21 protein-coding genes are annotated in these 23,125 nt (G+C 69.0%); 8 read left to right on the forward strand and 13 right to left on the reverse strand.

Going from position 1 to position 23,125, the window contains the following annotated elements; all coding sequences use genetic code 11:
• Positions 1 to 38 precede the first annotated feature (38 nt).
• From D1610_RS07720 to D1610_RS07745, 6 genes are all read left to right on the forward strand, one after another.
• A complete protein-coding gene (locus tag D1610_RS07720) occupies positions 39 to 980 on the forward strand; it encodes a DnaJ C-terminal domain-containing protein (RefSeq protein WP_118863532.1) in 942 nt (313 codons plus the stop codon).
• 7 nt (positions 981 to 987) lie between these two features.
• On the forward strand, positions 988 to 1,956 hold the full coding sequence (locus D1610_RS07725; RefSeq protein ID WP_118863533.1) for a YihY/virulence factor BrkB family protein: 969 nt from the start codon (positions 988 to 990) through the stop codon (positions 1,954 to 1,956).
• The gene (gene fabI, locus D1610_RS07730) at positions 1,953 to 2,756 is read left to right on the forward strand and encodes an enoyl-ACP reductase FabI (RefSeq protein ID WP_118863534.1); all 804 of its coding nucleotides are present in this window, start codon (positions 1,953 to 1,955) and stop codon (positions 2,754 to 2,756) included. The genes D1610_RS07725 and fabI overlap by 4 nt, the downstream gene beginning before the upstream one ends.
• Positions 2,753 to 3,823: a chorismate synthase gene (gene aroC / locus D1610_RS07735; protein ID WP_118863535.1), complete on the forward strand. Its 1,071-nt coding sequence runs from the start codon at positions 2,753 to 2,755 to the stop codon at positions 3,821 to 3,823. Before fabI ends, aroC begins: the two co-directional genes overlap by 4 nt.
• A gap of 97 nt (positions 3,824 to 3,920) precedes the next feature.
• Positions 3,921 to 5,696: an SLC13 family permease gene (locus tag D1610_RS07740; protein WP_118863764.1), complete on the forward strand. Its 1,776-nt coding sequence runs from the start codon at positions 3,921 to 3,923 to the stop codon at positions 5,694 to 5,696.
• A 124-nt stretch (positions 5,697 to 5,820) separates the two neighbouring features.
• On the forward strand, positions 5,821 to 6,078 hold the full coding sequence (locus tag D1610_RS07745) for a hypothetical protein (RefSeq protein ID WP_118863536.1): 258 nt from the start codon (positions 5,821 to 5,823) through the stop codon (positions 6,076 to 6,078).
• Between the two features lie 20 nt (positions 6,079 to 6,098).
• Here the strand turns inward: D1610_RS07745 and D1610_RS07750 are convergent, their stop codons facing one another.
• From D1610_RS07750 to hisG, 8 genes are all read right to left on the reverse strand, one after another.
• Positions 6,099 to 6,842 carry a class I SAM-dependent methyltransferase gene (locus tag D1610_RS07750; RefSeq protein WP_245942033.1) on the reverse strand — a complete coding sequence of 248 codons (744 nt, stop codon included), beginning with the start codon at positions 6,840 to 6,842 and terminating at the stop codon, positions 6,099 to 6,101.
• Between the two features lie 4 nt (positions 6,843 to 6,846).
• Positions 6,847 to 8,136 (reverse strand): adenylosuccinate synthase, encoded by a 1,290-nt coding sequence (locus D1610_RS07755; RefSeq protein WP_118863537.1) that lies wholly within the window; start codon positions 8,134 to 8,136, stop codon positions 6,847 to 6,849.
• A gap of 9 nt (positions 8,137 to 8,145) precedes the next feature.
• The gene (locus D1610_RS07760) at positions 8,146 to 9,252 is read right to left on the reverse strand and encodes an ATP phosphoribosyltransferase regulatory subunit (RefSeq protein WP_118863538.1); all 1,107 of its coding nucleotides are present in this window, start codon (positions 9,250 to 9,252) and stop codon (positions 8,146 to 8,148) included.
• 159 nt (positions 9,253 to 9,411) lie between these two features.
• The gene (serA, locus tag D1610_RS07765; protein ID WP_118863539.1) at positions 9,412 to 10,989 is read right to left on the reverse strand and encodes a phosphoglycerate dehydrogenase; all 1,578 of its coding nucleotides are present in this window, start codon (positions 10,987 to 10,989) and stop codon (positions 9,412 to 9,414) included.
• A 130-nt stretch (positions 10,990 to 11,119) separates the two neighbouring features.
• Positions 11,120 to 12,238 (reverse strand): phosphoserine transaminase, encoded by a 1,119-nt coding sequence (locus tag D1610_RS07770; RefSeq protein WP_118863540.1) that lies wholly within the window; start codon positions 12,236 to 12,238, stop codon positions 11,120 to 11,122.
• A 216-nt stretch (positions 12,239 to 12,454) separates the two neighbouring features.
• Positions 12,455 to 12,910 carry a transcription antitermination factor NusB gene (nusB, locus tag D1610_RS07775; protein ID WP_118863541.1) on the reverse strand — a complete coding sequence of 152 codons (456 nt, stop codon included), beginning with the start codon at positions 12,908 to 12,910 and terminating at the stop codon, positions 12,455 to 12,457.
• A 9-nt stretch (positions 12,911 to 12,919) separates the two neighbouring features.
• Complete coding sequence (gene hisD, locus D1610_RS07780) at positions 12,920 to 14,221, reverse strand: histidinol dehydrogenase (protein ID WP_118863542.1); 1,302 nt, start codon at positions 14,219 to 14,221, stop codon at positions 12,920 to 12,922.
• Positions 14,218 to 14,883 (reverse strand): ATP phosphoribosyltransferase, encoded by a 666-nt coding sequence (gene hisG / locus D1610_RS07785; protein ID WP_118863543.1) that lies wholly within the window; start codon positions 14,881 to 14,883, stop codon positions 14,218 to 14,220. Before hisG ends, hisD begins: the two co-directional genes overlap by 4 nt.
• A 64-nt stretch (positions 14,884 to 14,947) precedes the next feature.
• On the opposite strand from hisG, the gene D1610_RS07790 reads away from it, so the two are divergent.
• Positions 14,948 to 16,051 (forward strand): DUF2332 domain-containing protein, encoded by a 1,104-nt coding sequence (locus tag D1610_RS07790; protein WP_118863766.1) that lies wholly within the window; start codon positions 14,948 to 14,950, stop codon positions 16,049 to 16,051.
• On the opposite strand, the gene D1610_RS07795 is transcribed toward D1610_RS07790, so the two are convergent.
• The 5 genes from D1610_RS07795 to D1610_RS07815 all read right to left on the reverse strand — a co-directional run bounded on the left by D1610_RS07795 (position 16,038) and on the right by D1610_RS07815 (position 21,607).
• Entirely contained in the window at positions 16,038 to 16,955 is a 918-nt protein-coding gene (locus tag D1610_RS07795) for an alpha/beta fold hydrolase (RefSeq protein ID WP_118863544.1), read from the reverse strand. The genes D1610_RS07790 and D1610_RS07795 overlap by 14 nt on opposite strands.
• A gap of 53 nt (positions 16,956 to 17,008) precedes the next feature.
• Positions 17,009 to 18,343 carry an HlyD family type I secretion periplasmic adaptor subunit gene (locus D1610_RS07800; RefSeq protein WP_118863545.1) on the reverse strand — a complete coding sequence of 445 codons (1,335 nt, stop codon included), beginning with the start codon at positions 18,341 to 18,343 and terminating at the stop codon, positions 17,009 to 17,011.
• Positions 18,344 to 18,347: 4 nt separating this feature from the next.
• Complete coding sequence (locus D1610_RS07805; protein WP_182466738.1) at positions 18,348 to 20,153, reverse strand: type I secretion system permease/ATPase; 1,806 nt, start codon at positions 20,151 to 20,153, stop codon at positions 18,348 to 18,350.
• A gap of 10 nt (positions 20,154 to 20,163) precedes the next feature.
• Complete coding sequence (locus tag D1610_RS07810) at positions 20,164 to 21,195, reverse strand: hypothetical protein (RefSeq protein WP_118863547.1); 1,032 nt, start codon at positions 21,193 to 21,195, stop codon at positions 20,164 to 20,166.
• A 160-nt stretch (positions 21,196 to 21,355) separates the two neighbouring features.
• Positions 21,356 to 21,607 carry a hypothetical protein gene (locus tag D1610_RS07815; RefSeq protein WP_118863548.1) on the reverse strand — a complete coding sequence of 84 codons (252 nt, stop codon included), beginning with the start codon at positions 21,605 to 21,607 and terminating at the stop codon, positions 21,356 to 21,358.
• Positions 21,608 to 22,226: 619 nt separating this feature from the next.
• On the opposite strand from D1610_RS07815, the gene D1610_RS07820 reads away from it, so the two are divergent.
• Complete coding sequence (locus D1610_RS07820; RefSeq protein WP_182466739.1) at positions 22,227 to 23,039, forward strand: Crp/Fnr family transcriptional regulator; 813 nt, start codon at positions 22,227 to 22,229, stop codon at positions 23,037 to 23,039.
• Positions 23,040 to 23,125 lie beyond the last annotated feature (86 nt).

The following is a 23,125-nucleotide window of genomic DNA, read 5'->3' on the forward strand; positions in this document are numbered from 1 at the left end:
CGCGTTCCTCGCCGACATGGGACCGATGAGGACCATCCATGGCTGATCCATACGCAACACTGGGCGTGGCGCGCGGCGCGAGCGAGGCCGAGATCAAGAAGGCGTATCGCAGCCTCGCCAAGCAGCTCCATCCCGACCGCAACAAGGACAATCCCAAGGCGGCCGAGCGCTTCAGCCAGGTGACGGCGGCCTATGACCTGCTGACCGACAAGGACAAGCGCGCGCGGTTCGACCGCGGCGAGATCGACGCCGACGGCAACCCGACCGCGCCCTTCGGCTATGGACAGCGCGGCCCGGGCGGCGGCTTCGCCGGACGCGGGCCGGGTGGCGGATCGTTCGACTTCGGCGGCGAGCGCGTCGACGTGAGCGACCTGTTCGCCGATCTGTTCGGCGGCGGCAGGCAGGAGAACGGCGCGCGCGGCGGGTTCGGCGGCTTCGGCCGCCGCCAGCAGCCCAAGGGCGCCAATATCGCCTATCGCCTGAGCGTGCCCTTCGCCGATGCCGCGACCCTCAAGACCCAGCGGATCACGCTTGCCGACGGCAAGACGATCGACCTGAAGCTGCCCCCCGGGCTGGAGGACGGCACCCAGATGCGCCTGACCGGCAAGGGCCAGCAGGGTCCGGGCGGCCCGGGCGACGGCATCGTCACCATCGCGGTCGAGCCGCACCGCTTCTTCACCCGCACCGGCGACGACATCCGGCTCGACCTGCCGATCAGCCTGGCCGAGGCGGTGCTGGGCGCAAGCGTGCGCGTGCCGACGGTGGACGGCGCGGTGATGCTGACCATTCCCAAAGGCTCCAGCTCCGGCAAGACGCTCAGGCTGAAGGGCAAGGGCTTCACCCGCAAGGACGGCCAGCGCGGCGACCAGTTCGTGACGCTGATGGTCGATCTGCCGGTCGACGACGATGCGCTGGTCGAGTTCGTCCAGGGCTGGCCGGGCAAGAACGGCGGCAACCCCCGAGGGAATCTCGGCGTTTGACCTCCTGATGCAGGATATCTCCCCGCAATCGCCCGAGGAACGCCGCAAGCGGCTGGCCGAGGCCCGCCGTCACTTCGGCAAGCAGATCGATCGCATCCGCCCGGGCAGCTATCCCTTCGAGGTGGCCAAGCGGGTGTTCGTCGGCGTCTATAACGACGGCTTCGTCCATGCCGGAAACCTCGCCTATCTGGCGCTCTTGACGCTGTTTCCCTTCTTCATCGTCGCCGCGGCGATCGCCCGGCTGTTCGGCCAGAGCGAGGAGAGCCTGCACACGGTGGAGGCGTTCCTGCGCACCGTGCCGCCCGATGTCGCCCAGGTGCTGCAGAAGCCGATCGTCGACGTGCTGTCCGCCCGATCGGGCTCGCTCCTGTGGTTCGGCGCGCTGGTCGGCCTGTGGACCACGGCGAGCTTCATCGAGACGATCCGAGACATATTGCGCCGCGCCTATGGCGTGAAGTTCACCCGGCCCTTTTGGGAATATCGCCTGGGCTCGATCGGGCTGATCATCGGATCGGTGATCCTGGTGCTGATCGCGTTCAGCTTCCAGGTGGTGCTCGTCGGCATCGAGCAGTTCATCGTGCGCGTGCTTCCCTTCGCCTCGGACACGGCGAGCCTGATCTCAGCGATGCGCGCGGCGCCCGGCGTCGCCTTGTTCGCCGCGATGTACTTCATGTTCTATTCGCTCACCCCGCGCCGCTATCGCAGCAGCAGCTGCCCGAAATGGCCGGGCGCGCTGGCGACGACGGTCTGGTGGCTGGGCGTGACCGCGCTGCTGCCCGTCGCGCTCTCCTATCTCGGCAGCTACGACCTGACCTATGGCAGCCTGGCGGGGGTGATGATCGCGCTGATCTTCTTCTTTCTCGTCGGCCTCGGCGTGGTTATGGGGGCCGAGCTCAACGCGGCGCTGGCGGAGACGCCCGAAGCGGAGCTAGATGGCGACCCGGAACCGCCGGACGATCAGGGAGTGACCAAGTGAGCGGGTTGATGGCAGGCAAGCGCGGGTTGATCATGGGCCTGGCCAATGATCGCTCGCTCGCATGGGGCATCGCGAAGAAGCTCGCCGAGCATGGCGCGGAGCTCGCGTTCAGCTATCAGGGCGAGGCGATGGAGAAGCGCGTGCGGCCGCTGGCGGAACAGGTCGGCGCCGATTTCCTGATCGATTGCGATGTCAGCGACATGGCCGAGCTCGACAAGACCTTCGCCACGCTGGCGGAACGCTGGCCGACGATCGACTTCGTCGTCCACGCGATCGGCTTTTCCGACAAGAACGAGCTGCGCGGCGGCTATGTCGACACCAGCCTCGACAATTTCCTGATGACGATGAACATCAGCGTCTATTCCTTCGTCGCGGTCTGCCAGCGCGCGGCGAAGATGATGCCGGAGGGCGGCAGCCTGCTGACCTTGAGCTATTACGGCGCGGAGAAGGTCATCCCGCACTACAACGTGATGGGCGTGGCCAAGGCGGCGCTGGAGACCAGCGTGCAGTATCTCGCGGTCGATCTGGGCCGCGACAATATCCGGGTGAACGCGATCTCCGCCGGGCCGATCAAGACGCTGGCGGCGTCGGGCATCGGCGATTTCCGCCTGATCCTCAAATGGAACGAGCTCAACAGTCCCTTGAAGCGCAACGTGACGATCGAGGACGTCGGCGGCGCGGGCCTCTATCTGCTGAGCGATCTGGCAAGCGGGGTGACCGGCGAGACGCACCATGTCGACGCGGGATATCACGTCATCGGCATGAAGGCCGAGGACGCGCCGGACATCGCGCTGGCGTGAGCTGGAACAGCTTCGGCCGCGTTCTTCGCTTCACCACCTGGGGAGAGAGCCACGGACCGGCGCTGGGGGTGGTGGTGGACGGCTGTCCGCCGGGGATCGCGCTGTCGGAAGACGACATCCAGCCGTGGCTCGACAAGCGCCGGCCGGGAACGTCGCGCTTCACCACGCAGCGGCGCGAGCCCGATCAGGTGCGGATCCTCTCCGGCGTCTATGAAGGGCGCACCACCGGCACGCCGATTTCGCTGATGATCAAGAATGTGGACCAGCGTTCCAAGGATTATTCCGAAGTCGCGCGCGCCTACCGGCCGGGGCATGCCGATTACGCCTATGACGCCAAATACGGCTTTCGCGATCCGCGCGGCGGCGGGCGCAGCTCGGCGCGGGAGACCGCCGCGCGCGTCGCCGCCGGCGCGATCGCCCGGCTGATTGTTTCCGAGGTGACCATTCGCGGCTGGGTCGAGGAGATCGGCGGCGATGCGATCGACCCGGCTTCGTTCGACGTCGACGAGATCGGCAGGAACCCCTTCTTCTGCCCGGATGTTTCTGCTGCAGGACGGTGGGAGGCCTTGGTGGACGGCGCGCGCAAATCGGGATCGTCATTGGGCGCGGTGGTCGCGTGCGAGGCGGCCGGCGTGCCCGCCGGCTGGGGCGCGCCGATCTACGCCAAGCTGGACAGCGAGCTTGCCGCCGCGGCGATGTCGATCAACGCGGTCAAGGGCGTCGAGATCGGCGACGGCTTCGCGGCGGCGCGGCTGACCGGCGAGCAGAATGCCGACGCGATGCGGCCGGGCGAGGACGGCCCCCGTTTCCTTGCCAACCATGCCGGCGGCATCGCGGGCGGCATCTCGACCGGGCAGCCGGTGCGCCTGCGCGTCGCGTTCAAACCGACCAGCTCGATCCTGACCCCGGTCGAGACGATCACGCGCGAAGGCGAGGCGACCGAGATCGCGACCAAGGGCCGCCACGACCCCTGCGTCGGCATTCGCGGCGTGCCCGTGGTCGAGGCGATGATGGCGCTCGTGCTGGCCGATCAGAAGCTGCTCCACCGCGCCCAGTGCGGCGAATGATCTCACTTCCTTCGCCCCTGCGCAGGCAGGGGCTGCTGTGTTTGCGGCACATGCCAGGTCGCGCTTGCCGATCGAGGCCAGCGTCGGGACGACGGACATGATCGACATCCTGCGCGCCTTTGTCGAAACCAACCAGGCGATCATCAGCCTGGTCATCCTGGGCATCATCTTCATCGGTTTCGCGCTGGAGCGCTATCCGGCGACAGTGGTCGCGATCCTCGGCGCCTGCGCCTATCTCGCGCTCGGTATCCTCGATGCGGAGGGGATGTATTCGGTCTTCTCCAATTCCGCGCCGATCGTCATCGGCGCCATGTTCGTGCTGTCGGGCGCGCTGATCCGCACCGGCGTGATGAACCGGGTGGGCGAGCTCATCATGGCCCGCGCCGACAAGCATCCGCGCCTCGCCATCGCCGAGGTGCTGCTGGGCGCGCTGGTCGCTTCCGCCTTCCTCAACAACACGCCGGTCGTCGTGATCCTCATGCCGATCATGTTCAAGCTGGCCGAAACCACCGGCATCAGCCCCAAGAAGCTGCTGATGCCCCTCTCGATCGCCGCGGTGCTGGGCGGCACGCTGACGCTGATCGGCACATCGACCAACCTTGTCGTCGACGGCATCGCGCGCGAACAGGGCCTGCAGCGCTTCGGTATCTTCGAGATCACGCCCTATGGCCTCGTCACGGCCGCATCGGGCATGGTCACCATGGCGCTCTTGTGGTGGCTTCTCCCCTCCGACAAACCGGTGGGCGGCCCGGCCGGCAGCGACGCGGTCGACTACCTGACCGAGCTCGTCATCCTTCCCGACGAAGAACGGATCGGCGAGCCGCCCACCGCATTCAAGCTGTTCAACCGTTCGACCCGGCTTGTCGGCATTCGGCGCGGCAATACCGTCGTGCGCGGCCCCGAGCTGGAAAGCTGGACGCTGGCCGCCGGCGATCGGATGGTGGTGCGCACCGACGGCGCCACGCTGATGACGCTGCACGAATCCGGCCGCTTCGGCATCGGCATCGGTTCGGGCGTGCCGGACGAAGACGATGTCGTGGTGGAGGCGATGGTCTCTCCCATCCATCCCTCGATCGGCCAGCGGCTGGCGGACATTCCGTTCCTGCAGAAGCTGCGCGCGCGCATCATCGGCATCGACCGGCCGGGGCACCAGGCGGGGCCGGATCTCGCCAATGTCCGCATCCGCGGGGCGGACAGGTTGCTCGTCGTCGGCGGTCCGGCGCAGATCGACGGGCTGCGCGACAATCCGCACATCCTGGGCGTCGATGTCTCCCGCACACGCGCCTTCCGACGCAACAAGGCGTGGATCGCCATCCTGTCGCTGGTCGGCGTCGTCACCCTCGCCGCACTCAACATCGTCAGCATCGGCGTCGCCGCAGTGCTCGCGATCGGCGTCATCCTGGTCACGCGCTGCATCGACGGCGAGGAGGCGTGGGCGACGATCGACGGCAGCGTGCTGCTGCTGATCTTCGCCATGCTGGCGGTCGGGCTGGCGCTCGAGCGTTCGGGCGCGGTCTCGCTGATGGTCTATTGGGCCGGGCCGGTGCTGACCTCCGCACCACCCTGGGCGCTGGTGTTCATCGTCTATTTCTTCGCGCTGATCCTGTCCGAGCTGCTCAGCAACAACGCCGTGGCGGCGCTGCTGACGCCCGTCACCATCGCCATGGCGGAGCAGCTGGGCGTCGACCCGCGACCGCTGATCATCGCGCTGATGATCGGCGCGTCGGCCTGTTTCGCGACGCCGGTCGGCTATCAGACCAACACCATCGTCTATGCGGCCGGGGACTATCGCTTCTCCGATTTCGTCAAGATCGGCGTTCCGCTGAACATCGTGACCGGCATCGCCACCTGCTTGGCGATATCCTTTCTCTGATTGCCCCGTTTCCGCCACAATTGACGGCGGGAGGACCCTTTCGGCAAGATGAACGGATTCGCCTTTCGCAACCTTCGCCCTCACATAAGCCTTGGTTTCAAGCCATTAACGAGGAGCGACCCCTATGAAAACGGCAACCATCGGACTGCTTGCGGCTATCGGCCTGTCCACCGTGGCCATCGCGCAGGTGACGCCGCAGACCACCCCTCAGAACAACACCGAGGACGAAACCACGACGACGCCGGCGCCCACGCCGGACACCACCGACAACGTGCCGCAGGCGCCGACGCCGACCGTGCCTGAAACCGACAGCGCGACCGATCCGGCTACTCCGGATACGACGACGACCACCCCCGAAAGCGCCCCTCCCCCCGAGCGTTGACGGCTGGCGGGGCGCGGCGTTCAACGGCGCCGCGTCCCGATCAGCGTTCCCTTGGTTCCGCCTTTGTCCAGCCGGAAGTCGAACGCCGGCCATTTTTTTGCCCAGCGCGCCGCGATCACGCGCTCGCCCGGACGCGCCGCATCGTCGAGCAGCACGGTCCCGCCCGGGCCGATCCGATCGAACAGGCTGTCCGCGCCGCCGCGCACCAGCGGATGGATCGTCCAGGGCGGCCCGTCGATCGTCAGCAGATCGATGCGATCGGGCACGTCGTCCAACACATACCAATAGCCCGGCCACTCCGTCCGCCCACGCGCGATAGCGACGCCGCGCATGTCCGCATCCAGCCCATATTCGGCGAGCCAGGCGCGCGTCTTGCCGACGAAATCGCCATGCTGATCGAAGCTGACCAGCTGCCCGCCGCCATGCATCTGCAAGGCGCGCGCGGTGACCAGGGTGGTGGCGCCCGCGCCCAGCTCGACCGCTATCCGCGGCCGGTCGCGCTCGACCACGTCGACGATATGGTGGAGCAGCGCGGCATCGGCCTTCCAGCTGCCCAGGGCCGGCAGGGCGCGTTCGGGCAGGTCCAGCCGTTCGAGCAGCCGCTTGCGTTCGGCACCGCTGCCGCCCGACAGGCTGCGCAGCAGCCATGGCCACTGCACCAGGCCGAACCCGATGATCGCCATCCATTCGCTGAGCGAGGGCGGCGGGGCGCCGCCTTCATCCTCGGTGCGCGGCAAGAGCTTGGTGGCGGCCTTGCCGGTCATCGGATCAGTCCGCGAAGGGATCCCGAACCAGGATCGTGTCCTCGCGCTCCGGGCTGGTCGAGACCAGCGCGACCGGGCACTGGATCAGTTCCTCGATCCGGCGGATATATTTGATCGCCTGCGCCGGCAGATCGGCCCAGCTGCGCGCGCCGGCGGTCGATTCACGCCAGCCGGGCATGGTCTCGTAGATCGGCTCGACCTCGGCCTGATCGGCGGCATGGGCGGGATAATAGTCCAGCTCATCGCCGCGCAGGCGGTAGCCGGTGCAGATCCTCACCTCCTCGAACCCGTCGAGCACGTCGATCTTGGTCAGCGCGATGCCGGTGATCCCGCCGACCGCCGCCGATTGGCGCACCAGCACCGAATCGAACCAGCCGCAGCGCCGCTTGCGTCCGGTCACCGTGCCGAATTCGTGGCCGCGCGTGCCCAGCCGCTCGCCGGTTTCATTGTCCTGCTCGGTCGGAAAAGGGCCGGAGCCGACGCGGGTGGTGTAGGCCTTGGCGATCCCCAGCACGAAGCCGACCGCGCCGGGCCCCAGCCCCGATCCGCCCGCCGCGGTGCCGGCGATGGTGTTGGACGAGGTGACGAAGGGATAGGTGCCGTGATCGATATCGAGCAGCACGCCCTGCGCGCCTTCGAACAGGATCCGACGGCCCCGCGCGCGCTGCTCGTTCAGCGTCTTCCACACGGGTGCGGCGAACTGCAGCACGAAATCGGCGATCTCCCCGAGCTCGCCGAGCAGCCGCGCGCGGTCGATCGGCGGTTCGCCGAAGCCGGCGCGGAGCGCATCATGGTGCGCGCACAGCCGATCGAGCTGCGCGTCGAGCTGGTCGAGATGCGCGAGATCGCACACCCGGATCGCGCGGCGGCCGACCTTGTCCTCATAGGCCGGGCCGATGCCGCGCCGCGTGGTGCCGATCTTGCCTGCGCCCGATGCGTCCTCGCGCAGCGCGTCGAGATCGCGGTGGAAGGGCAGGATCAGCGCGCAATTGTCGGCGATGTGGAGGGTCTCGGGGGTGACCGATACGCCTTGTCCGGCGAGCTTCTCGACCTCCGCCTTCAGCGCCCATGGATCGAGCACCACACCGTTGCCGATCACCGATGGCGTGCCGCGGACGATGCCCGAGGGCAGCAGCGAGAGCTTGTACACCTTCTCGCCGACCACCAGCGTGTGCCCGGCATTGTGGCCGCCCTGGAAGCGCACGACGACATCGGCGCGCTCGGCGAGCCAATCGACGATCTTGCCCTTCCCCTCGTCACCCCATTGGGCGCCGATCACTGCCACATTCGCCATATTCGGTCCTTACAAGGGTTGGGGCCGGTCACCCACCAGCACATGGGTGCAGATCTGCCTTTCGGCGCTGTCTTCCGGCGTCAGGCCGCATACGGTGACCCAGCCTTCGGCGCGCAGCCGCTCGGCCACGCGCGCGTCGGCGCCGAGCGGGACGAACAGCCGCCGTCTCGGCGCCGCCGCCAGCCCTGCATCGACCAGCGGGTCGATATAGAGCGAGAAGCCGACCGCCGGCTCCTCGCCGCTGTCACGCACGATCATATAGCTGCCGCCGCGGCCGATCTCACCGGCGACGCCATCGGCGAAGATCGAGAAGCCGAGCCAGCTCTGATATTCGAAGCCGTGCCGTTCGGTCGGATCGAGCGTCAGCGTCGCACGGCCGCCGATCGACGCGGCGATCGCCTCCAATCCGTCGAGCCTGGAGGCGAGCACGGCCGCGCTGTCGAACGCGCGCAGCCGCTCCACCGCCGCCGCGAACGGACCGGCCGCTTCGATCAGCGGCAGATAGGCCGCGCCGGCGCCGTCCAGCCCGCCGGCATCCTTGGCGTCGAGCCGCGCGCGCACCGCCTCGACCTCGTCCTCCGCCAGCGGGAGCGGCCCGGCGGCGAGCGTGTCGACCAGATCGGGCAGGGTGAAATCGATTGTCAGCCCGCGCACGCCGGCGGCTTCGAGCGCCTCGATCGCCACCGCGACCACCTCGCGCGCCGCCGCGACGCTGTCGAGCCCGACCAGTTCACAGCCGACCTGCAGCAACTCGCGTTCGGGGCGGAGCTGCGAGGCGCGGAGCTTCACCACCTGGCCGGCATAGGACAGGCGCAATGGGCGCGGATGGTGCGCCATGCGGGTCGCGGCGATGCGGCCGACCTGCGCGGTGAGATCGGGCCTGAGCGCCAGCGTGCGCTGCGAGGCCGGATCGGTCATCCGCATCAGGTCCTGCGCGCGCGCCGCCTTCAACCGACCGGCCAGCCCATCGGCGAATTCGGCGAGTGCCGGAGAAACGCGCTCATACCCGTGCGCGAAGGCGGCCTCGAGCATCCGCCCAACGGCCGCCGCTGCGGCGTCCGCATGGGGCGGAAGCCGGTCGCGAAAGCCGGTGGGGAGAAGGCCGGAGGGAATCATCGTCGTCCCGCTAAAGCAAAGTCGGCCGGGATGGAAATAACCTCTCCCCGTTCGTGCCGAGCCTGTCGAAGCACCGCCCTTCTTCGCCCGGCGGCGAAGGAGGCAGGACGGCCCTTCGACAAGCTCAGGGCAAACGGGGTTAGGTGGGATCGCTTCCCCCTAAAAGCGCAGCGCCTTCACTTTCTTGACGCCGGGCAGGTTGCAGAGCTGCCAGAGCAGCGGCTCGGGCACCGGCTGGTCGACCGAGAGCAGCAGCACCGCCTCTCCCCCGGCATTGCGGCGGCCGAGGTGGAAGGTGCCGATATTCACGCCCGCTTCGCCCAAAGTCTGGCCGAGCCGGCCGATGAAGCCCGGCGCATCTTCGTTGACGACATAGAGCATATCGCCCTGCAGATCGGCTTCGACCTTGATGCCGAACAGCTCGACCAGACGCGGCGCGGCGTTGCCGAACAGCGTGCCAGCGACCGACTTCGGCCCCTCCTGCGTGTCGACCGTCACCCGCACCAGCGTGTGATAGTCGCCCTCTCGGTCGTGGCGCACCTCGCGCACGTCGAGGCCCCGTTCCTTGGCGAGGAATGGCGCGTTGACCATGTTGACCGTGTCCGAATGGACCCGCATCAGCCCGGCGAGCACCGCGCCCGAGATCGGCTTGAGGTTGAGCTGCGCGGCGGCGCCCTCCACCTCGATGGCGATTCCGCCCAGCGCGTCGTGCGCGAGCTGGCCGACCAGGCTGCCGAGCTTCTCGGCGAGCGCCATGTACGGCTTGAGCTTGGGCGCTTCCTCGGCCGAGAGGCTCGGCATGTTGAGCGCGTTGGTGACGCCGCCCGAGACGAGGAAGTCGGCCATCTGCTCGGCGACCTGGATCGCGACGTTGACCTGCGCCTCCGTCGTCGACGCGCCCAGATGCGGGGTGGAAACGAAGCCCGGCGTGCCGAACAGCGGCGATTCCTTCGCCGGCTCGGTGACGAACACGTCGAGCGCGGCGCCCCCGATATGGCCCGAATCGAGCCCATCCTTCAGCGCCGCCTCATCGATCAGCCCGCCGCGCGCGCAATTGATGATACGCACGCCCTTCCTGGTCTTGGCCAGATTCTCGCGGCTGAGGATGTTGCGCGTCTGGTCGGTCAGTGGGGTGTGCAGCGTGATGAAGTCGGCGCGGGCGAGCAGATCGTCCAGCGTCACCTTCTCGATCCCGAGCTCGACCGCGCGCTCGGGCGTGAGGAAGGGATCGTACGCGATCACCTTCATCCGGAGGCCCCGCGCGCGATCGGCGACGATCGAGCCGATATTGCCCGCGCCGATCAGCCCCAATGTCTTCGAGGTCAGCTCGACCCCCATGAAGCGATTCTTCTCCCACTTGCCCGCCTGGGTGGAGGCGTCGGCCTCGGGCAGCTGACGGGCGAGCGCGAACATCAGCGCGATGGCGTGCTCGGCAGTGGTGATCGAGTTGCCGAACGGCGTGTTCATCACGACGACGCCCTGCGCCGACGCGGCCGGGATATCGACGTTGTCGACGCCGATCCCCGCGCGTCCGACCACCTTGAGGTTGGTCGCGGCGGACAGGATGTCCTTGGTCACCTTGGTCGCCGAACGGATGGCGAGGCCGTCATATTGGCCGATGATCGCCTTCAGCTCATCGGGCGTCTTGCCGGTGATCTCGTCCACCTCGATGCCGCGCGCGCGGAAGATCTCGGCGGCCTTGGGGTCCATCTTGTCGGAAATGAGGACTTTGGGCATGTCTTGGTCCTTCTTCTCCCTCTCCCCTGCGGGGGAGAGGGTCGGGGAGAGGGGAAGCAACGGGAAGAGCATAATCGAGAGATTGGGACACTGCCCTTCTCCCAACCCTCTCCCCTGAAGGGGAGAGGGCTTAAGCCTTCGCGCTCGCGTGAGCCCAATCGAGCCACGGGCCGAGCGCCTCGATATCGGCGGTGTCCACCGTGGCGCCGCACCAGATGCGCAGGCTTGGCGGCGCGTCGCGATAGCCGGCGATGTCGTAGGCCGCGCCCTCGGCTTCGAGCAGCGAGGCCATCTTCTTGATCAGCGCCTCGTCCGCGCCCGCGACCGTCAGGCAGACGCTGGTCTTCGACCGGCTCGCCGGATCGGCGGCGAGATGGCCCAGCCAGTCGCGCGCCTCGACGATACGGTCGAGCGCCGCGGCGTTGGCGTCGCTACGCGCGATCAGCCCGTCCGGACCCAGCGACTTCGCCCATTCGAGGCTCCAGATCGCATCCTCCACCGCCAGCATCGACGGGGTGTTGATCGTCTCGCCCTTGAACACGCCCTCGGCGAGCTTGCCCTTCGACACCAGGCGGAACACCTTTGGCAGCGGCCAAGCGGGGGTGTAGCTCTCCAGCCGCTCGACGGCGCGGGGGCCGAGGATCAGCACGCCGTGGCCGCCCTCCCCGCCCAGCACCTTCTGCCAGCTGAAGGTGGCGACGTCGATCTTGTCCCAGGGCAGATCATAGGCGAACACGCCCGAGGTCGCGTCGGCGAAGCTCAGCCCTTCGCGGTCGTCGGCGATCCAGTCACCGTTCGGCACGCGCACGCCCGAGGTGGTGCCGTTCCAGGTGAACAACACATCGTTCGACCAGTCGACCGCGCCCAAATCGGGCAGCCGGCCGTAATCGGCGCGGATGACAGTGGGATCGATCTTCAGCTGCTTGACCGCATCGGTCACCCAGCCTTCGCCGAAGCTTTCCCAGGCGAGCGCGGTGACGGGGCGGGCGCCCAGCATAGTCCACATCGCCATCTCGAACGCGCCGGTGTCCGAACCCGGCACGATGCCGATGCGGTGCGTGTCGGGCAGCTTGAGCAGCACGCGCATCAGATCGATGCAGTAGGCGAGGCGCGCCTTGCCGATCTTCGACCGGTGCGAACGGCCGAGGCTGTCGGTGGCGAACTTTTCGGGGGCCCAGCCCGGCGGCTTGGCGCAGGGACCGGAAGAAAAGAACGGGCGCGCGGGTTTCCGCGCGGGCAGGTCAGTCATATAGTCTCTCCTTACAGAGAGCACGCGCCGCGTTGGGACGGCGTGGCCCGCCGACGGCCCTAGCGGCGTCGCGGGCGGAGTCAACACGTTCCTCCCCGCTCGCGGGGAGGGGGACCATGCGCAGCATGGTGGAGGGGGCCGGCCGCTAGCGCTTCGTCCGTGGAGACCCCCCTCCACCGTCCTACGGACGGTCCCCCTCCCCGCGAGCGGGGAGGATCAAGCCCGCACGTCCCTGGCGATGGCGTCGAGCAGGCCATTGACGAATCCCGCCTCGCGCGCTTCGTAGAAGGCCTTCGCCACATCGACATATTCACTGATCGCCGCCGCTTTGGGCACATCGGCGCGTGCGATCAGCTCCCAGGTTCCGGCGCGCAGGATCGCCTTCATCGGCTTGTCGAGCCGGTCGAGGCTCCAGCCCTGCGCGAGCTTGGCGCCGATCAGCGCATCGATCTCGGCGCCGCGCGCATCAACCCCTGCGACCACCGCATCGAAGAAATCGGCTTCCGCCTCGGCAAGCTGAGCACCCTCCACCTCACCGCCCAACCGGTGCTGGTGGAACTCGACGAGCAACTGGCGCAGCGGCGTCTTCTCCATCTCCATCTGATAGAGCGCCTGAACCGCGGCGAGCCGCGCGGCGGAACGCGCCTTGGAACGATCATTGGGCTTGGGCATCGACGGCGCTTAGCCTTGGCCAAGCCGCACCGCAACCGATCGGGCATGTGCGGGCAACCCTTCCGCGTCGGCAAGCGTGACCGCCGCCGGGCCGACCGCCGCCAGCCCAGCCTTATCGAGCGCGAGGAAGCTGGTGCGCTTCATGAAATCGAGCACCGACAGGCCGGAGGCGAAGCGCGCACGGCGGCCGGTGGGGAGGACATGGTTGGGGCCGGCGACATAATCGCCGACCGCCTCTGGCGTGTGCCGCCCCAGGAACACCGATCCGGCGTGGCGCACCCCATCGAACAGCGTCTGCGGATCATCCACCGCGAGTTCGAGATGCTCGGGCGCCAGCCGGTCGCACAGCGCGATCGCGTCTTCCAGCACCGGCACCGTGAAGATCGCGCCGTTCGCCTGCCAGCTGGCGCGCGCCGTATCGGCGGTGGCGAGGCTCGCCAACTCGTCCTCCACCGCCGCCGCGACCGCATCGGCGAAAGCGAGATCGTCGGTGAACAGGATCGACTGGCTGGTCGGATCATGTTCGGCCTGGCTCAAGAGATCGGCCGCGATCCAGCGCGGATCGTTCCTGCCGTCCGCAATGACGACGATCTCGGACGGTCCGGCGACCATGTCGATGCCGACCACGCCGTAGAGCTGCCGCTTCGCCTCGGCGACCCAGGCGTTGCCGGGGCCGGTGACGACGTCGACGGCGGCGATCCTCCCGGTGCCGTAGGCAAGCGCAGCGATCGCCTGCGCGCCGCCGATGCGCCACACCTCATCCACGCCCGCCAGCGCGGCGGCGGCGAGCACTAGCGGGTTTGCCTCGCCCTTCGGCGTCGGCGTCACCATCACCAGTCGCTCGACGCCCGCAACTTTGGCCGGAATCGCGTTCATCAACACCGAGCTGGGATAGGCGGCGCGGCCGCCCGGCACATAGACGCCGGCCGCATCCACGCCGCGCCAGCGCGCGCCGAGGCGGATGCCGGCATCGTCGGTGAAGTCGCTGTCGGCGGGCTTCTGCTTCTCGTGATAGGCGGCGATCCGCGCCGCCGCGAGCTCCAGCGCCGCGCGCAGGTCGGAGGCGAGGCCGTCAAGCGCCGCCTGGCATTCACCCGGCTCGATTCTCCAGCCGCTCTCGTTCAGATCGTGGCCGTCGAACTTCTTCGTGAAGGCAGCGACCGCCGCATCGCCTTCGTCACGCACCGAGGCGACGATCGCCCGCACGTCGCGGGCGACATCGCTGTCCGCCTCGCGCCGCGCGTTGACCAGCTGGGTGAAGGCGGCGTCGAAGCCGGGATCGCCCGCGTCGAGACGCACAGGACCGTTCATGCCGCCGTACGCCCGGCCACAACCCGCCGGAACGCGTCGACCAGCGGCACCACGCGGTCGGCGCGCGTCTTGAACGCGGCGCGATTGACGATCAGGCGGCTGGTCACCTCGGCGATCACCTCGACCTCGACCAGGCCATTGTCCTTCAGCGTCCGGCCCGACGACACCAGATCGACGATCCGCGTAGCGAGGCCCAAGGTCGGCGCCAGCTCCATCGCGCCATTCAGCTTGACGCATTCGGCCTGCACCCCCCGCGCCTCGAAATGGCGGCGAGTGAGCTCGGGGTATTTGGTCGCGACGCGGACATGGCTCCACCCGCGCGGATCGTCGGCGGCGGCGAGCGCGGCGGGCTCGGCGATTGAGATGCGGCAATGGCCGATGCCGAGATCGACCGGCGCGTAGATCTCCGAATAATCGAACTCCAGCAGCACGTCCGATCCGACGATGCCCAGCTGCGCCGCGCCGTGCGCGACATAGGTGGCGACGTCGAACGCGCGCACGCGGATCAGCTCGATGCCGGGATCGGTCGTCGCGAAGCGCAGCGCGCGCGAATCCTCATCGGCGAAGGCCGGTTCGGGCTCGATCCCGACCGCGGCGAGCAGCGGCAGCGCCTCGGCGAGGATGCGCCCCTTGGGCACGGCGATGATGATCGGGCGCGACATGGCTGGCGGGCTTTACTTGCGCGGCCGCATGGGCGCAATGCGGGGTCGCGCGAAGGAGCAGCCGATGGCGACCGAAGCGGAGAACCGCGAAGCATTTTCCATCCAGCAATTCTATTGCGGGCGCATGGCCGCGCCGATCTATGCGGCGATGTGCGGCGCGCTGGCGAAGGGTTTGAACCGCGACAGCCGCACCGGCGCGCGCGTGCTCGATTGGCCGGGCGAGCCGACGCTCGACGCGGTGCCGCTGCGTCTGATGGGCGGCCTCCACGCCCTGGTGCAGGCCGGCCGGGACGAGACGCTGGCGGCGATCTTTCGCGGCGATATCGATGACCCAGATGCAATCGAGGCAGGCTTGCAGGATGTCCTTGTCGCGCATGACGATGCGCTGATGCCCTGGCTGGACGGGCCACCCCAGACCAACGAGCCGGGCAGATCGGGCGCGCTGATCCTGGGTTTGCTCGAAGCGGCGCGGCGGCACGGGCCGCGAATCGAGCTGCTCGAGATCGGTTCGAGCGCGGGGCTCAACCTGTTGATCGGCCGCTACGCCTTCGATCTGGGCGGCGTGCGGATCGGTCCGGCCGACTCGCCGATCACCATCGCGCCCGAATGGCGCGGCGAGCCGCCCGAGCCGGCGCGGCTCGAATTCGCCTCGGTGCGCGGCTGCGATGTCCGGTCGCTCGACGCGACGGACCCGGCGGTGGAGGCGCGCCTGGCCGCCTATGTCTGGGCCGAGACGCCGGCGCGGGCAGACCGGCTGCGTGCGGCCATCGCGATGCAGCGCGCGCAATCGGTCGATCTGGTCCAGGCGGACGCAGCCGAGTGGATCGAGGCGCGCCTGGCCGAGCCGCAAGCCGAAGGCGTCACCCGCGTGCTGATGCATTCGGTGGTCTGGCAGTATCTGCCCGAGGCGACTGCGAACCGCATCCGCAGCGCGATGGCGAAGGCGGCGGCCGCTGCGACCAGCGACCGCGCGCTCGCCTGGGTGATGATGGAGCCCGACCGGGCGATCGCCCATCAGGTGGTCCGCATCAAAAGTTGGCCGGGGCATGGCGATTGGGAGATCCTCGCCACCGCCCATGCGCACGCGGCCTGGGTCAGGCCCGGCCTCAAGGACAGCGACTACAGAAGCTATGACCTGCCCGAGTCGGCGAAGGTCAACGCGGGATAGGCCGCCCCAGCCATTCCCGGATCGCGCGAGTCACCGCCTCTGGCTTTTCCCACGGCACGAAATGGCCGGCATCCTCGATGCGCACCTCGGCCAGGTCGGGCACCACTTCGTCCAACCCCTCGAGCTGCACCGGCAAGAGCGCGCTGTCCTTCATACCCCAGATCACCAGCACCGGCATTCGTGTCGGCGGGAAGGGCGCGGAGAGAAAGGCGGGGCGCTCGGGCTCCTCATCCATCGCCGGCACCTGCACCGCGCTCGCTCGATACCAGTTGAACATCGACGTCATCGCACCCGGCTGCGACCATTCGTCGAGATACGCCGCCTTTTCGGGCGCGAGCAGCGCCGGATCGGCGTGCTTGACGAAGGTGGTATCGAAGAACGCCTCCACCCCGATCGCCTCGATATGCTTCTCCAGCTCGGAATTACGGAAGGCGCGGATATACTGGCTTGCGGCGCGCTGTTCCCGATCGTCGAACAGGCTCTTCTGGAAGAGGAAGGGATGCGGCGCGTTGACGATGATCAGCTTCTCAATCCGATCGGGATGCTGCAGCGCCGCCATCCACGCTATCGCCCCGCCCCAGTCATGTCCGATCAGCACGAAGCGCCCGATGCCGAGATGATCGGCCAGCGCGATCAGATCGCCGACGGGTTTGTCGGGCGTGTAATTCTCCACCCCCTCCGGCCTGGACGATCGCGCGAAACCACGCTGATCGGGCGCGACGACGAAGTGGTCGCGCGCCAGATCGGCCAGCTGGTGCCGCCAGGTGCGGTGCGATTCGGGAAAGCCGTGGAGGAAGATCATCGCAGGCGCGGCCGGATCGCCGCCGGTCCACACGTCCAGCTCGACTCCGGTGGAAAGCGCAATGCGCTGATGCGTCGGCGCGGTGCCCTGTTCGTCGCTCATGCGAATGGACATGCCCTTCCCTGGCCCCGACCGCAATGATGTCCGTGCCGCCCTCATTCTTCGCGGAAGCCCGTGCTCATCGCGTCCTCCAATGGGGCGAACAGATAGTCGAACAGCGTCCGGCTCTGCGTCTTGATATTGACCATCACCGGCAAGCCGGGCCTCAACGTCAGGCCGCTTCCGGCCAGTGCGTTGGGGTCGACGATGATCTGCGCGCGGAAATAGCCCGGCCCGTTCTGCTCCGCCACGCGCGCGGGCGAGAAGGCGGCGACGCGTCCCTCGATCGTCGAATCGCCGCGCGGATTGACCGTAGTGAAGCGCAGGGTGGCGGGCATGCCGACGCGCACGTCATCGGCGTCGCCGGGCGCGACGCGCGCCTCGACGATCATCGCGCGCCCGTCGGGCACCACCTCCATCATCGTCTCGCCCGCGCCGATCACGCTGCCCGGTCCGACCCGCGCCACGCCAGAGACGCGGCCGGCGATCGGCGCGCGCATCGTGTCGCGCTCGGCGTCGTAGCGGGTGACGCGCAGCGCCGGATCGGCCTGGGCGAGCTGCTCATCGACCTTGCCGAGCTGGGTGACGATGTCGAGGACCTGTTGGTCGGCGAGGCGGGCGGAGGCGAGGTCGGCGCGGGCGACCGCGGCGGCGGCGGTCGCGCGCTGGCCCTCGAGCTCGGCGGCGGCGCGTTCGAGCGCGCGCACCTGGGTGACCCGCGCATAGCCGCGCCGGTAGAGCGAGCGGATGCCGGCAAGCTCGTCGCGGATCAGCGCGAGCTGGCGCCCGGCGGCGACGCGCTGCGCCTCGGCGGTCGCGCGCTCGGTCGACTGGATCGCGCGGTCGGCGCCGGCCGTCTCCCGCCGGCGCGCGAAGATCGCCGACTGGCTGGCCATCGCCGAGGCGGCCGCGGGATCGCCCGAGCGGCGGGTGAGATCGGGCGGGAAAGCCACGCGGTCCAGCCCGTCGCGCTCGGCGATCAGCCGCGCCTGCAGCGCGCGCAGCGCATCGCGCCGCGCCTGCGCCTGCTCGGCGGCGGCGGTCGAGCGGACGCCGTTCATGCGCACCAGCGGCTGCCCCGCCTCGACATGCTCGCCCTCGCCGACGAGCAGCTCGGACACCACGCCGCCCACAGGCGGCTGGATGACGATGCGCGTGCCGCCGGCGGTGACCTCGCCCTGCGCCACCGCCGCGCCCGAGATCGGCGCGAGCAGCGCGAACAGGAGGAACAGCCCGAAGAAGCTCCCCGCGACGATCAGCGCGACGCGGATGATCCGGCTGGCGTCGTCGAGCGCGCGCGGGCCCCTTCTGGGGGACTTGAACAGGTCGAAGGCGGGCAGGCCGGGCCTGCCGTCGCCGCTGCCGCCCAATGAGAGGAAGTCGAGCTTCATGCGATCACCCCTCGACCGGTTCGGGCGCGACCGACTGGATCAGCTCGGTCCGGACCTTGCGGAAGATGCGGGCGCGCGGTCCGTCGAGCTGGAGCTCGCCCCTGGACAGCACCACCACCCGATCGACATGCGCGACCGGGTTCAAGCGGTGGGCGATCAGCACGATGGTCGATCCCTCGCGCTTCAGCTGCCTCAGCGCCTCGGCCAGCGCCTCCTCGCCATCGGCGTCGAGATGCGCGTTGGGCTCGTCGAGGACCAGGAGCTTGGGCTTGCCGAACATCGCGCGCGCCAGCCCGATGCGCTGGCGCTGGCCGCCCGACAGGCCCGATCCGCCCTCGTCCACCCGCGTCTCATAGCCTTCGGGCAGGTCGAGGATCATCTCATGGACGTTGGCCCGCACCGCGGCGTCGATCACATCGGCGTCGTCGCACTTGGAGAAGCGCGCGATATTGTCGCGCAGCGTGCCGGGGAACAGGCCGACGGTCTGCGGCAGATAGCCGATGTTGCGCGCGAGCATCGGCCGCGACCAATGGCGCCCGCCCAGCCCGCCGATCGACACGCGGCCCTCGGTCGGCAGCGCCGCGCCGACCATCAGCCGGGCGAGGCAGCTCTTGCCCGCGCCGCTCGGCCCGACGATGCCGACCGCCTCGCCCGCGCCGATCGTCAGGTCGATATGCCTGAGCGCCGGGCGCTTCGCCCCCGCCGGAACGAAAGTCACGTCCTTCACCGTGACGTTGACGCCTTCGAAGGGCGGCTCGACGCGCTTGCGCCGCACCGGCGCCTCGATCAGCGCGCGCTGGACGCGGCGGCCGGCGGTGAGCGCGGTGGCGATCTGCCGCCAGCCGCCGACCGCGACCTCGAGCGGGGCGAGCGCGCGGCCGAGCATCATGTTCGCGGCGAAGATCGCGGCGGGGTGGATCGACCCGCGCACCGCCAGCCACGCGCCAAGCCCGAGCATCGCGCCCTGCATGGCGAGGCGCAGGAAACGGATGCCCGAGGTGAAATCGGCGTTGCGATCGCTGCCGATCGCCTGCTTTTCCATCATCGCGTCGCGATCGACCCGCCAGCGCCGCGCCAGCGCCAGATCCATGCCCATCGCATGCACCGGATCGGCGTGCCGCGCGATGGCGTCGGTGAAGTGATAGCTGCGCGTCGCCGCCTCGCCCGCGATCCTGGTGCTTTCGCGCGTCGCCCGGTCGTTCAGGAAGGCGAGCCCGACCAGCGCGAGCGCGCCGACCACGCCGGCCAGGCCGAGCACCGGATGGATCAGGAACAGCGCGATCAGGAACAAGGGCATCCACGGCACGTCGAAGAAGAACTGCGCGCCCTGCCCGGCGAGCGCGCTCCTGAACTGATCGAGGTCGCGCAAGGTCTGCGCGTTGCGCATCCGCCGCCCGACGCGCAGCGACAGATCGATCGTCGCCTGGAACACGCGGCCCGACAGCAGCCGGTCGATCCGCGCCGCCGCGCGCACCAGGATGCGCACGCGCGCCGCGTCGAGCACCGCCATCGTCAGCAGCGCGATCAGCAGCGCGAAGCTCAAGCCGATCAGCGTCGTCATGCTGCCGCTGGGAATGACGCGGTTGTAGATCTGGATCAGGTAGATCGGCGAGGCGAGGAACAGCAGGTTGACCACGCCCGAAAATCCGGCCGCGACCCACAGCAATCCCTTGGTGCTGCGGATCGCCGCGGCGAATTCGTCGCGCGGATTGTAATCGGGGCTGTCGGGATCGAGCGCGCGCGCGACCTTGTCGGCCGGCGGGTCTCCGGGCTTGGGTTCGGCGGTCTGCGGCTTGGCGGGTTCGCTCACCTGTCTCTCCCTAGCCGTGATGGCCGTCGATCAGCCCGTCGAGCAGGCCGAAGGCGTTGTCGTGGTCCGGCACCGCCAGCAGGACGTCCGCGGGGACGAAATCGGTCAGGCCGGAATCGTTCGCGCCGCCGACGATCGGCGACAAGACGTCGCCCGCCCCGCCGGCGCCGATATCGTGCAGGCCGAACATGTCGGCGGCGCTGACCATGCCGACCAGGGTGGAGATGCCGCCGGCCGGATCGGCCCCGCCCACCGGGCCCAGATCGATCTGGGGGAGCGAATCGGCGAGCCCACTCGCGACCTGGCCGACATCGGCGATCCGCGCCGATGCGGCGTCCAGCGTATCGGCGACGGCGTCTTCCACGTCGGAAACGCGGCCCAGCGCGCCATCGACGGCGTCGGACACGGCGTCTTCGACCTCCGCGACGATCGCGCCGGTCCCGGCCTCGATCGCGTCGATGCGGACGGCGACCTGTTCAAGCTGCTCGCCGATCGACACGCGCATGCCTTCGATGCGGGCGTCCACCGCATCCAGGCCGGATTGCAGGCCGACGCCGCCGGGCGCGGTCACGCCCGCGGCGCCTGCCGTTTCCTCGATCTCGGACACGGCCGGCGGGCCGGCCCGGTCGACCTGAAGGAGGCCCGGCGGCGTTCCCGATCCGCCGGCGGCCGGGGGCGCGTCCTGCTGCTCCGCCGGCTCGGCAGCCTGCCTTGCGGCCTGGCCGGAATCGGCTGCCGCCGCGCGCATCGTCGACGTGATCGCGCCGGCCGCATCGAACAGGAAGGCGGGCGGCCCCAACGCCGCGGCGAACGGCGAGCCGCCCTGCGCGTCGACGGCAGGGGCCAAGGGCGCGGCGTGCGCCGTTCCGCCAGCCGGCGCACCCGCCGCAACGGGGGCGTCATCGGCGGCAAGCGCGGGCGTCACCCCCAGCGCCAGGGCGGCGGGCACCATCGCCGCCGCGGGCGTGATCCCGTAGGTTCCGATATCGGTCGCGCCGCTCTGCGCCGCGACCGGCCGCTCGGTGCGAGGCGTGCGCGCCATCAGCCGACCTTCCCGACGTGAACCAGCGGCGTCTTCGTGCGTTCATATGCACGTCGAGACCGCGCTCCCGAGGAACGCGGCCTTGATCGTGAATGTGCGGACCGTTCCCGGCCCGCCCCCGTCGCTGCAACGATGGGGGCGGGCCGGGACATGTCTGGCGTCATCCGAACAGACCATCCGAGTCGGATTCGGACATGTTGTCGGTCATGCTGGCGATCAGGCTGCCGACGTCGAGATCGGTGCCGAATGACGTGCTGTCATAGCTCGTCTCGCTGCTGCCGTCTTCATCGGTTTCCTGGCGATAGCTCTGATTCTCGAAATCGATCGAGGCGACCGCGGTCAGGTCACTCAGGAAATCGGAACTCGAGTCCGATTCGCTGTCGCTGCCGAACAGATTGGAAAGCAGTGCCATTTGATCTTCTCCTGTCTTGATCGTGACATGCGGAAGTCACGGGGTATCAACGGGTGAGCACCGATGGCGTTGCGCGGCGGAACGGAGCCGCCACGGCGGAAATCCGCGCGCTGTGGTGATCGAGATCACAGTGCGGACGAAGCGGCGCCGGGGCGGCCGCTCTAGGGTCCAAACCCAATTAGGACAGGGTCGTGACGGAGCGGATTTTGGCGCACGGCTAGGAGCAAGGAGGGAGCGATGCCAAGCATCGTGACCGACGCGCGACGCCGCTGTGCGCCAAAAGCCGCCCGCCGCGAAGCGGTCGCCCGGAGAGGCCCGCTGGCTACGTCGCTTGCTTGCGCGTAGCACCAGCTACGCGTCTGCGCCGCGCTCCTTGCCAGCGGGCCTCTCCGGGCGATCACGATCCCTGTCCTAATTGGGTTTGGACCCTAATGCGGGATCACGCCGAATTCGCCCCGCGGCGGACGAGCGCCAAGGGCCGTGGGCGCGAATGCGGTTGATCGCGCTCACATCGCGCGCGCCGTGGGACGTGGCCCGTTTGCGGCGAAGCGTTCAGAAGGCGGCGGGCAGAAATTTCGCACCTTGCGCAACCTGTGGCCGGGCGGATCGTATCTGCCCCATGCCTTCCGAAGCCATGCTCCACGAAAGGCGGCCGGTCGCGCCGCATTCCGGCCATGCCCATGCGCCCGATCCGCTTCTGGCCCGCAAGCTCGATTATCACCAGCCGCTGTCCCGGCTGGAGCGCGACGTTCTCGCCAAGGCGCTGTCGCTCGACGTGCGCACCGTCCAGCAGCGCACCATTCTGCTGGAACAGGGCGCCGCCGCGACCAAGCTGGCGGTGATGCTCGACGGCTGGGCGTGCCGGCAGAAGACCCTGCCCGACGGCCGCCGCCAGATCGTCGCCTTCTACCTGCCCGGAGACGTCTGCGATTTCAGCGTGCTGATGGCGCCGGCGATCGACAGCACGATCGAGCTGCTGCCCGGCGCGCGGGTGGCGGGCATATCGCGCGACGCGCTCGGCATGCTCAACCGCAGCCAGCCGCGCATCACGCGCGGGCTGTGGTGGGAATCGCAGGCGGCCGCCGCGATCCAGCGCGAATGGATGATCAACATCGGCCAGCGCGGCGCCCGCGCGCGCATCGCGCATCTGATCTGCGAGATCGTCACCCGCCTGGACGCGGTCGGCCTGATGAAGCACGGCCGTTGCGCGCTGCCGATCACCCAGGCCGATCTGGGCGACGCCTGCGCCATGACCACCGCGCACACCAACCGCACCCTGCGCCAGCTGCGCGACGAGAAGCTGATCAGCTGGCGCGACAATGTCCTGGAAGTCCCCGATCGCGAGGCGCTCAGCGCCGCCGCGGCCTTCTCCGCCGCCTATCTTCAGCTGTCGGGCGCGGAGGAGGGCGCCCTGCTTGCGCTGGAGCTGTAGGACGAATCGACATTCGGAAGATTGGTTCACGCGAAGGCGCTAAGGCGCGAAGAAGAAGAAGAAGAAGAAGAAGGAAAGATTGGTTC

The sequence above is a fragment of the Sphingomonas gilva genome (genome assembly GCF_003515075.1).
In the GTDB taxonomy this organism is placed as follows: domain Bacteria; phylum Pseudomonadota; class Alphaproteobacteria; order Sphingomonadales; family Sphingomonadaceae; genus Sphingomonas; species Sphingomonas gilva.